Genomic DNA, 15,270 nt, shown 5'->3' on the forward strand with positions numbered 1-15,270 from the left:
GGGGCCTGCTTATGCGAAGTCGGCCAGGCTGACAAGCATGCGCTCCGATGGGGAGCCGAGCTTGGCCTGGGCCACGAAGAGGAGGTGGCCGGGATTGTTCTCGATGGGGAATTTCTGGCGCCAGAGATTCAGGTCGCCGAATTCTCTGTGGCGCAAGGGCCAGGATGCCTGCGTTGCGACGCCCACATCATGGCGTGCCCAGAGTCGGCGGAAGTCGTCGCTGTTGTCTGCCACTTCCTCGGCGAGATCGCGTACAGAGGGGTCCGCGACCACTACCGTCATGGCACGCAGATGAGCGACCTTGAAGGCTGCTTCCCCCTCCCAGTTCACAAAGAACTCGCGGGATTGTGGATTGAGGAAGGTGAACCGAATCAGGTTGTCGATGTGCTCGTACCCCTTCCATAGGGCGGTGGACAGCCGGTTGCGGACGAGGACATCCAAGCGGTGGTTCACCACCAATGCGGGTGCGTGCGTCCAATGTTCCATCAGCCGAACTATGTCCGGGGCGACGGACCGCTGGATGCACTCTTGCTTGCACGCTCGCGGGCGCGCGAGATCGTGAAGATGCGCGGTGGCGGCCGGGTCGAGGCGGAAGACCCGCGCCAGGGCGTCGATGACCTGCTCCGAGGGGTGGCGCTGTCTGCCCTGCTCCAGGCGCGTGTAGTAGTCGACGCTGACTCTGGCCGACATCGCGACCTCCTCGCGGCGCAAGCCCGGCGTCCGCCGCCGGGAGTCGGCGCAGGGCGTTTCCGCTTCGGCAGGGGTCACAAGCAGCCGTCTTGCCCTGAGGAACTCTCCAAGCGGGCTTTTGCTGCACATGTCGCCCTCCCACCGTGCGATCGCGAGTGAACCGCTCTCGAACCAGGCAGCGGATCGGATCGTCGCGATCATGGCTGTCCGCTTCCCGCGGCCGCGGTCGCTTCCAGGATTCCGCCGCGCAGGCTCCCCGTCTTCGAGGGCAGCGTGGAATCCCGCTGTGCAGTCAGCACCCATCGCGGACCCGGCTGGCCTGACCTCCCGTCGTCCTGCTAGCCGGAAGGCCTGGCGCCTCAATTCGGCCCCGATTCCGGCAGCCACGGAAAAGAGTCACGAACGGAAAGCCGAGGCTGACGAATATCGTGCCGGTTGGCGGCCATGAAACGCCACGTGACTCGTTGAACCCCTGATCGCGTCTGTGGCGGCGATCGTGCACCGGTCCACCTGAACGAACTCGAGATGACCTTCCGGTAAACCGCTGAACCGCATCTGCGAAAGACCGGTTTCCGTATCAACGGGGATCTTGTTTTCGGTTACGTCATTATCGAATTTTCAGGCCATTCGGGCCTGTAGCGGCCGACGGCCGCGTAGTAGTTTGCTCCAATGCCTAAACCACGTAAAACGGGTTGGTCAACTGTTCTGAGACGCAAGGCGGTCTGGTTGGCCGTCGCCGCAGTAGTCGCCACCGGGTTACCGGCGGGAGTCGGGTCGTCATTCGCATACGCGTCGGATTCCCACAGGGCCGACAATGCCGTCATTGTCTGGGACCGCAACGCCCAGACGGCGATCTGGGACATCGCCGGTCAACAGCCGCAGGTCCAGGCACGCAGTTTCGCGATGGTCCACGGAGCCGTATACGACGCGGTGAACGCGATCGCCGGCACCCCCTACCAGCCGTACCTGACCGCGCCTGCCGTCAAGGGAAAGGCGTCGACGGACGCGGCAGTCGCGACCGCGGCCTTTCGCGTGCTGAACGCGCTGTTCCCGGCTCAGCAGGAGAGGTTGAAGACGCAGTACGACGAGTCGCTGGCCGCGATTCCCGACAATCCCGCGAAGCAACGGGGGATCACCGTGGGCGATCAGGCGGCCTCCGCCATGATCGCTGCGCGGAAGAACGACGGAGCGTTCGGAAGCCAGACCTGGCCCGTCGGCACCCAGCCTGGACAGTGGCGGCCGACGCCTCCCACGATGGCCAACGACGGAGCGTGGGTCGGTTACCTCAAGCCGTTCCTCATCCCCAGCGCGTCCATGTTCCGCACGTCCGGCCCGCCGGCGCTCACCAGCAGCCAGTACGCCCGGGACTTCAACGAGGTCAAGACGATCGGCTCGGTGACCAGCACGGTCAGGACCGTCGACCAGACGCAAGCCGCGATCTGGTGGCATGACCGGCATCTGGCCGAATGGGAGATCAAGCGGCAGCTCGCGACGACGCAGCGACTGAACGCTCTCCAGACGTCGCGGATGTTCGCGATGGTCGATCTGGCCGAAGCCGATGCCACGATCGCCTGCTACAACGAGAAGGCGGCGTGGACCTTCTGGCGGCCGGGCACCGCGATCCAGCTGGCCGACACCGACGGCAACCCGGAGACGGTGGCCGACCCCACCTGGATGCCGTTGCTCGTCACGCCGCCGCACCCCGATTTCACGTCAGGACACACCTGTTTCACCGCCGCGAGCATGTCGGCGTTGAGGAACTTCTTCGGCCGGGACGACATCCCCTTCAGCGGCTACAGCGCCGACTCGGGTACTACCAGGCACTTCAGCAGCTTCTCGCAGGCGATCGACGAGGTCATCAACGCCCGCATCTGGGGCGGCATCCACACCCGCACGGCCGACATACAGGGCGCGAAGATCGGCAGGCAGGTCACCGCGTACATGGTCGGACACTACTTCCGGCCCACGAGGTAATCGCCCCGGCAATCACCGGCCGGGCGTCGACCGCGCCCGGCCGAGTGTCGTCTTTCACGCTCTCCTCTCCTCCAGGACCTCCGACGCGGGCCGGCGGACGCTGCTGGTGTCGTCGAGTGCGAAGCCCAACCTCAGGATCATTTGCGGGAAGGTTCCCCCGCAGACATGTCGCCGGATGAACTCCCGCAGATCGCGCATCTCCAGTGCCTGAGTATGGAACGCCGCGCTCAAGCCGTAGGCGGACGCATGGAGAAGCACGCGCTGCAGGGACTGTCCCGCGACCAGCCAGTCCTCGCGGGAGTCACCCGTAGTGGTCAGCACTGTGACCAGCCCGGTCTCCGACGACAGTGCCAGATCGTCCTCGCTCCCCCACCTGTTTCCCCCGGCGTAGTCGCGCTGCGCGAAGTGCTCCGGCCGGGTACGCCTCGGCGCCGCCGGATAACTGCGTGCCGGGATGCCGTCGCGCCTCGAACTGCCCGGGGGCCTGGCCCAGCGCATCATCTCCAAGGTGAACGCCCGATCCTGAGCCTCGATCTCCTGCGCCGCGCTGGTGAGCGCGGCGAGCACGCGCATGGTGGATTCCGCCCGCACAAGCACGAGCGCCGCCCCTTCGGCACTCGCATCGGCGGTGAGGGCATCGATCACAGGATCGGGTACGGGTAAGGCGCTGAATCCGGCTCGGTGAGTCCTGCGCAGTGGAATCTCACCGTGAAGCAGGCAGGCGTCCTCATCACCCCTCACATTCGATCGAGGCCGGACGGTGGCGAGCAGCGAAGGCCGGTCAGGATCCGGCAGCACCCTGACCGCCGGCTCGTAACCGAGCGCACTCAATGTGATCCGCACGTTGAAGAGCGCGGCACCACAGCTGATCAGCATCTGCCGTCCGGTGGCGTCGGCGACGTGCAGTTTCCTGTCCGTATCCGCCCGCAGGCTGATCTCGTCGCCGGTCAGAGCGAATGACCACGGCTGGGTGTTGTGCACTGACGGCGCCCAGATCGCGGCCTCGATCGCGGCATGGGCAGCCCCGGCGACCGCGTTCGATGTTCGCGTGTTCACAGCCATCTCCCATTGACATGTGGGTACGCCCGTTCGGCGCGCTAGAGAAGAGGCGGGGGCACGAGGAGGTCGTCGAAAACGAAGGCGAGGTCGGCTTTGACGTCGACGACGCCGTCGATGTCGCGCACAGCCTCGAGCAGGGGCAGCAGTTGTGAATGCCTGGGAATCCATCCCCGCAGCCTGACAACGCCCGCCTCGACGGAAATCCGCAGTTCGGCGGGGTCGGCGTCCAGCACTCTCGCCACGATCTCGATTTCTCTGGTGATGTCCTCCGCCGACCGCTCGAACACCTTGAGCAGATCACCCTGGTGCACCGTTCCGACGATGCGGCCGGTCGCCCGATCGACGACGGGCAGTTGTTTGATGTGTCCGCTGTGCATCAGCCGGGCCGCCTCGTCCACCGGGGTCTCGCCTGCCACGGTGATCGCGGGACTCGTCATGAGATCGCGCGCCGTCATGCCTGCGGCCTTGCGGTGCTCCGCCCACCTCTTCGGGAGCCGGATGAACCGGGGGCCGCGCCTGGCCGTCACCTTGAGAAGAAGATCGTCTTCCGACACCACCCCCACCGGGCGCCCGCTCTCGTCGATCACCGTGACCGCGCCGACTCCGTACCGCTTCATGATGCCGGTCAGGTCGGCGAACGACGCGTCCATGCGGGCGGCGACGGCGACCTTGCCCATCACGTCCTTCACTTCGAGCGCCATGTCGGGCCTCCCTGCTCGGCTCCCGTTCGCCTCACTCAGAGCCTCGCCCGGGCGGCCTCCGCCCCGACAGCGGTGAAGGTCCTGTCCGCCGGGGACTTTCGGCCACAATCTTCCCGGCCGATCGACGCTCCGACTGCCGGTCCGGTGGCGGAGACTCCTGTGTTCGTCGCACGGCCCCGCAGAGCGGATCGGCATGCAGGTCATCTCTTCGGCGCACGGACGACGGCCAGTGGGCAGCGTGCGTGGTGAAGCATCGCCTGGCTGATCGAGCCGAGAACCAACCCCGCGAACTCACCGGCGCCGTGAGAACCCACGACCAGAAGGTCCGCCCCCTCGGAAGCCCGTCTGAGCACATCAGCCGGATGACCTTGCACGACGTCCTCGGTCACCTCCACCTCGGGGTGGCGCTTCCGGTGCTCCACCAGGGCCTCCTCCAGCAGGCGGATCCCGATCCGCTCGTCGTCGGCGGGATCCATCATCGGCACGACGGCTCCGCCGGCGCTCCACATCCACAGACTCCAGGCGCGGACGGCACGAAGCCCCGCACCACGGAGCGCGGCCTCGGCGAAGGCGAATTCCAGGATCGCGGCGCCTTCGGGCGAGCCGTCGACTCCGACGACCACCTCGCCGCGTGGCGGCGAGGCCGGCTGCCGCACGACGACGACATCACAGGACGCGTGCCCTGCCACACCGTGAGCGACCGAACCGAGCAGTAGCCCCCGGAAACCGCCGAGTCCGTGGTTGCCGACCACGAGCAGGTCCGCATCCCCGGCCGCCTGGATCAGAGCCGAGCGCGGATCACCGGCGAGGAGCGCGTGGTCGACCTCGACATCGGGTGCCTCCCGGCGGGCGCGTTCGACCCCTGCCATCACCACCTGTGTGCCGCTGTCCCGCATCCACTCGGCGATCTGCTCGTGGGATTTCTTCACGGCTCGTTTGAACGCCCATTCGGGCAGGGCGTATACGACCTTCAGCGGCACGCCGCGCAGTGCGGCCTCCCTGCTTCCCCACCCTGCGGCCTCGAGGCCCGCCTGCGATCCGTCGACCCCAACGATGATCATTTGCTCCTCCTCTCTTGCCGTCCTACCTCCATGACATGCGGCGGAGGAAGCGAATCTGAAGCGCCGAAGGTCCATCCGGCCGGGGACCTCCGCCCCCTCGGCCCTGCTCAGCCGAGCTCTGCCGACAGGACGCCCGCGACAACCTGAACCGCCGACCAGACAGGGGCGGAGAACGGTGCGCCGATGGAAAAATCGCCGCCCTCGATCCCGAAAACGACAAGCGTGGCCGGCATGAGGCCGAGTGCCTCGCCCGGCCCCTCGTCACCGCGATCCGCGTTGCCGCAGCCGATCACCACGGTCCTATTGGGCGTCGACATGGAGATCCAGGAAGTGAGGAAGGCGTATTTGGCAACGAAAGGGGCTAAAGTCACCGTCGCGTGCGACGTGCGGCCCTTGGCGGACGAGTCACCCGGAAGCTCTGCCGGGCCAGACCCATGAGGTCGCGGAGCGACCACGAAGGCCGGGAGGGCAGGGCGCGATCAGCCAGGCCGAGAGTCCCTCCTCGAGAGGGACTTCGACCCTGTCGGCGCAGCGGGCACCAGCGGAGCCTGTGCCTATGAGACGGACTCTCCCAGAGGAATGTGATGTCCTGCTGCGCGACGGCGGCGTCGCGCATGTCCGCCCCCTGCGGCCCGGTGATCGGGAGGCGCTGCACGAACTCGTCGACAGGGTCTCCGGGCGCTCTGTCTACATGAGATTCGCCGTCGGGGGCACCGCCACGGCACACGCCTACGTGGACCGGATGATCGGGCCCGACTATCGGGGCCAGGCACTGGTCGCGATCATGTCGGGCCGAGTGGTCGGCGTCGCGGAATGGGTCGGCGGCGACGCGGCCGATCAAGCCGACCTGGGTGTGCTGCTCGACGACGCGGCGCATGGAAACGGGCTCGGCACGGTGCTCTTGGAACATCTGGCCCTGAACGCGGCGGAGAACGGCGTCAAGGAGCTCGTCGCCGATGTACTCGCCGAGAACAGGCCGATCATCCAAGTGATCGAGGACGCGGGCCTGGACGTGCGACGCCGTCATACCGACGGGTGGGAGGAGTTCCGGATCTCCACGGGCACCACCGCCGAGTTGCTGACGGCGATCGACGCCCGGGCGCACGAGGCGGAGCGCAATTCCATGACCGGCCTGTTCGCCGCCGGGTCCGTAGCGGTGATAGGGGCGGGCCGCGACCCCGCCAACGTCGGCCACCGCGTGCTGCGCAACCTGATCGCAGCCGGCTTCGCCGGCCCGATCTATCCGATCAACTCCAAGGCCGACGAGGTGGAGGGCCTGGAAGCCTATCCCGACCTGTCCGCCGCCCCCGGGCAGGCAGAGCTCGCCGTCGTCGCCGTCCCGGCCGCCGCGGTGCTGGACGTCGCCCGCGACTGCGCACGACACGGCGTACGCAGCCTGGTCGTGGTCAGCGCGGGCTTCGCCGAGGCGGGGCACGCCGACCGGGAAGCCGAACTGCTGAAGATCTGCCGCGCGGCGGGAATGCGCCTGGTCGGCCCGAACTGCCTGGGCGTGGTGAACACGGCCACGGGGCTCAACGCGAGTTTCCTCCCCCATCAACCGACAGCGGGGAACCTGGCGCTGATGTCGCAGTCCGGCGCCATCGCTGTCGGGATGCTCGACCGGGCAGCCCAGATGGGCCTCGGCGTCTCCTCCTTCGCCTCCGTCGGCAACAAGGCCGACATCAGCGGCAACGACCTGCTCGAATACTGGGAGGACGACCCAGCCACCGAAGTCATCGCACTGTACCTGGAGTCGTTCGGCAATCCGCGCCGGTTCGGCCGCATCGCCCGGCGCGTGGCCGCCAAGAAACCGATCATCGTCGTCAAGAGCGGCCGAGGAACGGCCGGCGGACGAGCCGTACAGTCTCACACCGCGGCGGCGGCCACTCCGGACACGGCAGTGGACGCCTTGCTTCGGGCCTCGGGCGTGATTCGCGAAGACAGCGTCCAGGACATGCTCGACACCGCGCGACTGCTCGCCACCCAACCGCTTCCGGCCGGCCGTCGAGTCGCGATCGTCGGCAACTCCGGAGGGCCCCAGGCGATGACGGCCGACGCGTGCGAACGGCGAGGTCTCCTCGTTCCCGAACTGTCGGAGGCGTCCAGGGAGGCGCTGCGGGTCCGGCTGCGCCCGTCCGCGGCCGTCGGCAACCCCGTGGACGTCACCGCGGACGGCCGGGCCGAGGAACTCGCGGATGCCCTGAGGATCGTGCTGGCCGACCCCGGCGTCGACGCCGCACTGGCCGTCTACACGCCGCCCTTCGGCTCAGGCATGGCCAAGACGCGGGATGCCATCGCGGCAGCGACGGCCGGTACGGACAAGACGGTCCTGGCCTGCGTGCTCGGACACGACGGGGTCATCGGCTCCGATGTGCCGACTTATGCCTTTCCCGAACAGGCGGTGCACGCCCTCGGACGGGCCGTGGACTACGCCGTATGGCGCTCGAGGCTGCCGGACCCTCCTGGGAACGCAACCCCTGTGCGCGCGACGGCCGCTCGCGGCATCGTCGAGGCCGATCTCGCGGAGCATCCGCAGGGGCGCTGGCTGGACTACTCGACCGCGGCGCGCCTGCTCGACTGCTACGGGCTCCGGATGGCCGACGCGATCTCGGTCGACGGGCCGGATTCGGCCTGCGAGGCGGCCATGTGGCTGGGCCTGCCCGTGGTGCTCAAGGCGACGGGCCCCGACCTGGTGCACAAGAGCGACGTGGGCGGGGTGCGGACGAACCTGCGCAGTCTCGAGGAGGTAGGGCAGGCTTACGGCGAGATGGTGGAGCGAGTCGGCCCTGCCATGACAGGGGGGCTGATCCAGCACATGGTCCCTGCCGGGGTCGAGATGATCGTGGGCGGTGTCTCGCACGAGACGTTCGGCCCTCTGGTCATGGTCGGCATGGGAGGCGTGACCGCCGAGTTGCTGATCGACCGATCCTTCCGCGTGCCTCCCATCAGTCGCGCGGAGGCCGGGCGAATGCTCTGCGAACTCCGCTGTGCGCCCCTCCTGCGCGGATACCGGGGCAGTCCGAAGGTGAACGTGAGCGCCCTGGCCACGCATATCGTCGGAATCGGCCGCCTCATGGACGAGATTCCCGAGGTCGCCGAACTCGACCTCAATCCCGTGGTCGTCACACCCGCCGGCGCCGTCGCCGTGGACGTCCGCCTCCGCCTGGTACCGGCACCCGCCCGTCCTTCTCAGTTTCGACGTCGCCTGCTATGAACCCACGGCCGGACCCGCATTGAGGACCTTGGCCCTCTACCGGCGAGGGCGCCGCGTGGTTAGCGTCCTAGACATGATTCGGGTGTTCCTGCTAGATGATCACGAGGTGGTACGGCGCGGCGTCGCCGCACTGCTGGAGTCCGAGGACGACATCGAGGTCGTGGGCGAGGCGGGAACCGCCGAGTCGGCGGTGGCACGCATCCCGGCGCTGAAGCCCGACGTCGCCGTGCTCGATGTGAGGCTCCCCGATGGCAGCGGTGTGGACGTCTGCCGCGAGGTCCGTTCCCGGGTGCCCGAGCTGGCCTGCCTGATGCTGACCTCGTTCGCCGACGAGGAGGCCCTGTTCAACGCCGTGATGGCGGGCGCCGCCGGATATGTGCTCAAGCAGATCCACGGCTCCGACCTGGTCGGCGCGGTGCGCACGGTCGCGCGGGGCCAGTCCCTGCTGGATCCCGCGACCACTGCCACCATGCTGCAGCGCCTGCGCGACCAGGCCGGCCGGAAGGATCCGCTCGCGGCGCTCACCGACCAGGAGCGGCACATCCTGGAGCTGATCGGCGAGGGGATGACCAACCGGCAGATCGGAGAGCGGCTCTTCCTGGCTGAGAAGACCGTGAAGAACTACGTCTCCAACCTGCTGAGCAAACTCGACATGCAGCGCCGTACCCAGGTCGCCGCCCTCGCCGCCCGGCTGAAGGCCGGCAGACCGCCGGTCGGCGGCTCCTGACGATCGTGCCCACGCCGGTGCCCGCCCTCCCGTGGGGAGAGCGGGCACCGGCGTGACGTGGCGGAATCAGAGGAGATGCGGTGGAGGCTGCGAGGCCGTGAGGTCGCCCGAGGCTCAGGTGAGGATGGGGAAGCGCCGCACAATTGCGGTGTTCCGCCACCACCCGCCGACACCAAGCGTGTCACCTGCCCGTGTCAGGGCCAGCCCGAGCAGGACGACGGCGTAGACGATGTGCTCGTCGAGGAAGGGGTTGGTTTCCAGCGGCAGCGACGCGGCCCACATGAACACCAGGAGCAGGCCGCCCGTCGCGGCGGTGATCCGCATGCCCGCGCCGAGGACGAGGGCCGTGCCGACACCGAGCAGGCCGGCCATGAACAGCCAGTCCACCCAGGCCTGTCCGGCCAGGTCGGAGAACAGGCCACCGAGCGCGTTGCCGCTGGTGCCCTTGAGGAAGCCCGTGGTCGGGCTGCCGCCGTGGATCCACGCGCGGTCGGCGGGAGTGGCGAACCCCCAGCCGAAGACCTTGTCGAGGAAGGCCCACAGGAAGATCCATCCGATGGCGATGCGCGCGACCGCCCAGGCGTACGCCCCGGTGCGGGTGGTCCGCGGCGGCTTCACAACGGTCGTGCGGGGGGCGGCGTCACCCTGGTGGCGCCCTTCGACGAGTGCCATGATCGGCCCTTTCAGTGCGGGGGTTCACTGTTTTCTGCTGCTTCCAGCACACCGTTTCGCCGCTCCGGCCGTCAGTGCCGTACGGCTCGGCCCGTCCCTGCCGATGTCCCGGCTGACACAGGACCTTTGGCACTGCCGCCACCGGTGCGGGCGAGCGATGAGTGGGAAACTTTCGGTATGACCGAGAACGAGCCGCGTTCGCTGATTCCGCACATGCGGCTTGACGACCTGCTGTCGGAACTGCAGTCCCGGTTGAACGCGGTGCTGGCGACCCGCGATCGCGTCCACAGGCTTCTGGACGCGGTCGTGTCAGTGGGGAGCGACCTCGATCTGGAGACGGTGCTGCACCGGATCGTCGAGACCGCCACCACGCTGGTCGATGCCCGCTACGGCGCCTTGGGCGTGATCGGCGAGGACAACACACTGGTGCAGTTCGTCCCCGTCGGGCTCACCGAGGAGGAGATCGCCAGGATCGCCCACTGGCCTCACGGCTTGGGCCTGCTCGGGCTGCTGATCAAGCAGCCTCAAACGCTGAGGCTGGCCGACATCGCCCAGCACCCCGAGTCCTACGGCTTCCCGATCGGCCATCCTCCGATGGGAGGTTTTCTCGGCGTACCCGTGAGGGTCCGAGACGAGGTCTTCGGCAACCTCTACCTCACAGAGAAACGTGGAGGAGGCGAGTTCGACGAGGAGGACGAGGCGATCGTCGTCGCCCTGGCGACCGCGGCCGGCATCGCGATCGAGAACGCCCGGCTGTACGAGGAGACCCGGCGCCGCGAAACGTGGCTGCAAGCTTCGTCCGAGATCACCACGGCGCTCCTGTCGGGAGCAGAGCCACAGGAGGTTCTCGCCCTCCTGGCGCAGCGGGCCCGGGAGATGGCCGACGCCGACGAGGTCACGATCATGCTGCCGGGTGCAGATGAGAGGACCTTCCACACGGTCGACGAGGAGGGGCGCCGCCGGCATACCGCAGAAGAGATTTCCGGCACCCTGGCTGGACGCGCCTTCCTCACCGGCCGGCCGCTGAGGACGGACAGCCCGGCCGAAGACAACCTTGAGACGACCAGTCCACGCCACCTGTCCGCCGGTCCGCAGGCCGCCGTGCCGCTGGGCGCGGCGGGGGCCGTCCGAGGCGTGCTGTCGCTTGGGAAACGCTCGGGACGCGTCCCGTTCAGCGCTTCCGAGCTCCGCACGCTCCATGCTTTCGCCGGGCAGGCCGCCATCGCCCTCGAATTGGCCGATACACGTAAGGACGCCGAGCGGCTGGGGCTGCTGGAGGATCGTGACCGCATCGCCAAGGACCTGCATGACGTCGTCATCCAACGACTGTTCGCCGTGGCGATGACACTCATGAGCACGGTCCGGCTGGTGGAGCGCCAGGAGGCGTCATCGAGACTTCAGAGCGCCATCGACGAGCTGGACGGAACCATCCGGCAGATCCGCTCGACCATCTTCGCGCTCCAGACTCCTCACGACGCGTGGTCCCCGAGCCTGCGGGCCCGGATCGTGGACGTCGTGGAGAGCTCTCGCGGACATCTCGGCTTCATGCCTGGCCTGAGCATGGAGGGCCGGCTCGACAACGAGGTGACGGCGGGGCGCGCCGACCAGTTGCTGGCCGTCCTGCGCGAAGCCCTGTCGAACGTCGTCCGGCATGCCAGGGCCTCTCGCTCGGACGTTTCCGTCGGGGCAGACGACGGTTGGCTGACCCTGACCGTCCAAGACGACGGGGTAGGGATCCCGGATGGCGGGCGGCGTAGCGGGCTGCGGAACCTCGAGGAACGGGCACGAAGACTCGGCGGCTCTTTCGAGGTGGCGCGGGCCGAACCCCGCGGAACCCGGCTGCTGTGGCGGGTGCCGATCGCCTAGCGGGGGACGCGACGCCCGGAAAGCTGTTGGACTTCCACCACGATGTAATGGTCACGCCCTGGCCCCCACGGAGTGAGCGGCAGGCGGGCGAGTGCGGCGGCCTCATCAGGCTCATGCGCGGTCCGTGAGCGCCCCACCGCCGTGACCGACCAGCCCGTGCGCGTCTCGACGTCGTACTCGTCGGTTTCAAAGGCCACGACGGCGTTCGCCACTGCCGTCGACAGCTTCGAGCCGCTCGATGTGAGAATGACGATCCGCTCACCGTGGAGATGAAAGTTCACCGGTTGCACGGCAGGCAGGGCGCGATCGGTATAGACGATGCGTCCGACCCGAGCCGAGGCCAGCAACGCCATGCACTCTGCCGGGGAAAGGACCTGTAGCCCGGCCGAATCTGTTCTCACGTCATACAGCCTGCCTGAGCGCGCCGCCCCCAGTAAGGGACGAAGGTCCCCCGCAGGGCCACGTCATCCGCGAAGGCAGGCACCGGCCCCGGCCCTCCCCCTGCCGATTGCCGTGAACCGGTGACGGCGACAGACTGCGCCGTCTCAGGCTTCGAGCTCGCGCCAGGTCTGCCGCCAGGTTGCGAACCAGTCGGCGAACCAGGGCTCGCGCTGGGCCAGCGGAAGGATGAAGTCGACGGTCTCGCGGTGGTACCGGCGCTGGAAGTCCTCCGGCATGCGGTGCAACTCCTGCACGTTGCTGACCCGGTCCGCCAGCTTGACCAGCACGGCCTCGTCCGGCGCCGACACCAGAGAGCGAAGGTAGGCGCGCTTCACCGCGCGCTTGTCGCCTCCGGTCGGGGTCTGCGGCTTGGTCACCCAGCCGACCAGTTCGGCCACGCGCTCGCCGAACCGCTCGGCGATCGCGGAGATCGGGCAAGGCGTGTCCTCGACGACGTCGTGCAGCGCGAGCGCGACCAGCACGTCGCGGTCCACGATCCCCGCCCCGGTCACCGCCGTCTCCAGGGCCTCCACCAGGTGGGCCACGTACGGATCGCCCGTCGGCCGGAGCTGATCACCGTGTTGCTCGGCGGCGAACGTGAGAGCCCTGCGGACCTCGTGGAAGGTCTCCTGCGCAAGCAGATCGGCGAGGGCGGATTCGGCGCCCTGCGCGGTCTTCCAGCTGGTGAACGTCCTCATCCCGACCCCTCTCCTCATCGCCGCACGCGTCGATCAAACCATGCTCGCTGGCACATTCTGGACGGTTCCCCCGTCTGGGAGGCCGCGATCAGGTTGACTCCGGCGTCGATCGCGCGCTCGAAGGCGTATACATGATCAAAGTCGCGGACAGGCTTGGATGCTACGTTTGCCGCGTATGAGCATCCGAGAGATTTCCACCACGGATTACCACACCGCTGGGGAGCCGTTCCGGATCGTCAGCCACCCGCCTGTGGCCATCGAAGGCGCGACCGTAGCGGACAAGCGCATGTTCGCGATCAGCGACCCGCACGTCGATGGCCTGCGCAAACTGTTGTGCTTCGAGCCGCGCGGGCACGCGGACATGTACGGCGGCTTCCTCACCGAGCCCGATGACGAAGGCGCGCATCTGGGGGTGCTCTTCTGGCACAAGGACGGTTTCTCCACGGCATGTGGCCACGGGACCATCGCGCTGGGCGTGTGGGCGGTGCAGAGCGGGCTCGTCGAACCCGACCCGTCCGGTGTCACCGACGTACGCATCGATGTGCCTTCCGGACGAGTGACCGCGCGTGTCCACGCTGCGGGCGGGCAGATCACCGGAGTCGACTTCGTCAGCGTTCCCAGCTACCGCCTCCACGAGCAGGTCGGGATCTCGACCTCGCGTGGCGAACTGGCCGTCGACATCAGCTTCGGCGGAGCGACGTACGCGCATCTGGACGCCTCGAGCATCGGCCTCGGTGTCGTTCCGGAGAACTACACCGAACTCATCGCGATCGGCCGTGAGATCAAATGGCTGCTCAACGACACTCCGTATTCCGCGCATCCGCTGGACGACCGGCTGAGCGGCATCTACGGCACCATCCTCTTCGAGGATCTCGGCGTGGACGATGCGGGCAATCCTCATCAGCGCAACGTCACCGTGTTCGCCGACGGTGAGGTCGACCGTTCACCCTGTGGATCGGGCACCTGCTCACGGGTGGCTGTGCTCGCCTCGGACGGCGTGCTCCAGCCCGGCAGGCGGTTGGTGCACGACTCGATCGTGGGAACCCGATTCGTGGCGCGGGTCGCGGGCGAACAGACGGTCGCCGGCCGTCGGGCTTTCCTGCCGGAGGTCACCGGCATGGCGTTCCGGACCGGCCGGCACACCTTCGAGATCGATTCCGAGGACTCGCTCGGGGAAGGGTTCGTCCTCCGGTGACCGGCGCGCCGTTTCCGTACGTCGGTCCTGAGCGGATCGCCGCGCTCGTGTCACCGCGTGAGGCCGTCGAGGCCATCGAGGCGGCGCTGCGTGCGGGGCTGAATCCCGCCGATGATCCCCCGCGAAGCCAGGTGGACGTCCGGCACGGGCAGGTCCTCATGATGCCCAGCGAACGTGCGGCCGGCGCCGGCGTCAAGATCGTCACCGTCGCGCCGCACAACAGCGGTACCGGCCTGCCCCGGATCCAAGGCCTCTACGTGCTCTTCGACGCCGTGACGCTCACCCCCAAGGCCGTGCTCGACGCCCCCATGCTGACCACACTGCGTACTCCCGCCGTCTCGGTGGCGGCTGTCGGACCCGCGCTCACGCGAACGACCGAGCCCGCCAACATCGTGATCTTCGGCGCCGGACCGCAGGCCACCGGGCACGCCGCCACGCTGAAATCGGTGTTGTCCGGGAGCCGGGAGATCGCAGGCGTGACCCAGGTCGTGCGACGTCCAGAGGCATATCCCGCACCACGGGACGCCGACGTCGCGGTCGTGCCGGCGGGGGGCGCCCAGGCCGCGAACGCTGTCCGCGACGCGAACGTGGTCGTGTGCGCCACCAGTTCCCGTGTGCCGGTTTTCGATTCGACGCTCGTCCGCGACGACGCGGTCGTCATCGCGGTGGGCTCCCATGAGCCCGACGCCAGGGAGGTCGACGCGGGCCTGTTCCGGCGCGCGCACGTCATCGTCGAAGACGTGCGTACGGCACTGCGCGAATGCGGTGACGTGGTGATGGCCGTCGAAGAGAAGGCCATCACCCCGGAGCAGCTGATCACGATGCGCTCGGTGGTCTCCGGCGAGGTAGAACTCACCACCGACCGGCCCGTGTTGTTCAAGAGCGCGGGCATGTCCTGGCAGGACCTCGTCATCGCCGAAGCGATCGTCTCCCGCCTGCAAGAACACCCTGAACTCTAGGATCTCCCGGGCG

General features: G+C 68.1%; 14 protein-coding genes. 6 read left to right on the forward strand and 8 right to left on the reverse strand.

The annotated features are described in order from the left end of the window. Positions 1–9 precede the first annotated feature (9 nt). Entirely contained in the window at positions 10–891 is an 882-nt protein-coding gene (locus Pka01_RS08670) for a helix-turn-helix transcriptional regulator (protein ID WP_203882107.1), read from the reverse strand. 525 nt (positions 892–1,416) lie between these two features. Here Pka01_RS08670 and Pka01_RS08675 point away from each other — a divergent pair. Further along, a complete protein-coding gene (locus Pka01_RS08675; protein WP_203882108.1) occupies positions 1,417–2,664 on the forward strand; it encodes a vanadium-dependent haloperoxidase in 1,248 nt (415 codons plus the stop codon). A 54-nt stretch (positions 2,665–2,718) separates the two neighbouring features. Here the strand turns inward: Pka01_RS08675 and Pka01_RS08680 are convergent, their stop codons facing one another. The 4 genes from Pka01_RS08680 to Pka01_RS08695 form a co-directional block, all read right to left on the reverse strand. After that, positions 2,719–3,720, reverse strand: a complete 1,002-nt coding sequence (locus Pka01_RS08680; protein ID WP_239114842.1) for an Acg family FMN-binding oxidoreductase — start codon at positions 3,718–3,720, stop codon at positions 2,719–2,721. A 41-nt stretch (positions 3,721–3,761) separates the two neighbouring features. Further along, on the reverse strand, positions 3,762–4,424 hold the full coding sequence (locus tag Pka01_RS08685; protein ID WP_203882110.1) for a CBS domain-containing protein: 663 nt from the start codon (positions 4,422–4,424) through the stop codon (positions 3,762–3,764). Between the two features lie 200 nt (positions 4,425–4,624). Continuing rightward, a complete protein-coding gene (locus Pka01_RS08690) occupies positions 4,625–5,485 on the reverse strand; it encodes a universal stress protein (RefSeq protein WP_203882111.1) in 861 nt (286 codons plus the stop codon). Between the two features lie 107 nt (positions 5,486–5,592). Further along, positions 5,593–5,802, reverse strand: a complete 210-nt coding sequence (locus tag Pka01_RS08695; protein ID WP_203882112.1) for a hypothetical protein — start codon at positions 5,800–5,802, stop codon at positions 5,593–5,595. Positions 5,803–6,041: 239 nt separating this feature from the next. Here Pka01_RS08695 and Pka01_RS08700 point away from each other — a divergent pair, with 239 nt between their 5' ends. After that, positions 6,042–8,699, forward strand: a complete 2,658-nt coding sequence (locus Pka01_RS08700) for a bifunctional acetate--CoA ligase family protein/GNAT family N-acetyltransferase (RefSeq protein WP_203882113.1) — start codon at positions 6,042–6,044, stop codon at positions 8,697–8,699. A 73-nt stretch (positions 8,700–8,772) separates the two neighbouring features. Then, positions 8,773–9,426, forward strand: a complete 654-nt coding sequence (locus tag Pka01_RS08705; RefSeq protein ID WP_203882114.1) for a response regulator — start codon at positions 8,773–8,775, stop codon at positions 9,424–9,426. A 114-nt stretch (positions 9,427–9,540) separates the two neighbouring features. Here the strand turns inward: Pka01_RS08705 and Pka01_RS08710 are convergent, their stop codons facing one another. Continuing rightward, on the reverse strand, positions 9,541–10,098 hold the full coding sequence (locus Pka01_RS08710) for a hypothetical protein (protein WP_203882115.1): 558 nt from the start codon (positions 10,096–10,098) through the stop codon (positions 9,541–9,543). A gap of 177 nt (positions 10,099–10,275) precedes the next feature. Between Pka01_RS08710 and Pka01_RS08715 the strand changes: the two genes are divergently transcribed. Then, on the forward strand, positions 10,276–11,964 hold the full coding sequence (locus Pka01_RS08715; RefSeq protein WP_203882116.1) for a sensor histidine kinase: 1,689 nt from the start codon (positions 10,276–10,278) through the stop codon (positions 11,962–11,964). On the opposite strand, the gene Pka01_RS08720 is transcribed toward Pka01_RS08715, so the two are convergent. Together Pka01_RS08720 and Pka01_RS08725 are read right to left on the reverse strand one after the other, a co-directional pair. Continuing rightward, entirely contained in the window at positions 11,961–12,317 is a 357-nt protein-coding gene (locus tag Pka01_RS08720; protein WP_203882117.1) for a pyridoxamine 5'-phosphate oxidase family protein, read from the reverse strand. The two genes, Pka01_RS08715 and Pka01_RS08720, sit on opposite strands and share 4 nt — an antisense overlap. A 192-nt stretch (positions 12,318–12,509) precedes the next feature. Beyond that, positions 12,510–13,103: an HD domain-containing protein gene (locus Pka01_RS08725; RefSeq protein ID WP_203882118.1), complete on the reverse strand. Its 594-nt coding sequence runs from the start codon at positions 13,101–13,103 to the stop codon at positions 12,510–12,512. Positions 13,104–13,278: 175 nt separating this feature from the next. Here Pka01_RS08725 and Pka01_RS08730 point away from each other — a divergent pair, with 175 nt between their 5' ends. Both Pka01_RS08730 and Pka01_RS08735 read left to right on the forward strand, forming a co-directional pair. Continuing rightward, a complete protein-coding gene (locus Pka01_RS08730) occupies positions 13,279–14,298 on the forward strand; it encodes a proline racemase family protein (RefSeq protein ID WP_203882119.1) in 1,020 nt (339 codons plus the stop codon). Beyond that, positions 14,295–15,257, forward strand: coding sequence for an ornithine cyclodeaminase family protein (locus Pka01_RS08735; protein WP_203882120.1), 963 nt, complete (start codon positions 14,295–14,297; stop codon positions 15,255–15,257). The genes Pka01_RS08730 and Pka01_RS08735 overlap by 4 nt, the downstream gene beginning before the upstream one ends. Positions 15,258–15,270: the final 13 nt, after the last annotated feature.

The organism is Planotetraspora kaengkrachanensis, assembly GCF_016862895.1.
Lineage (GTDB): Bacteria > Actinomycetota > Actinomycetes > Streptosporangiales > Streptosporangiaceae > Planotetraspora > Planotetraspora kaengkrachanensis.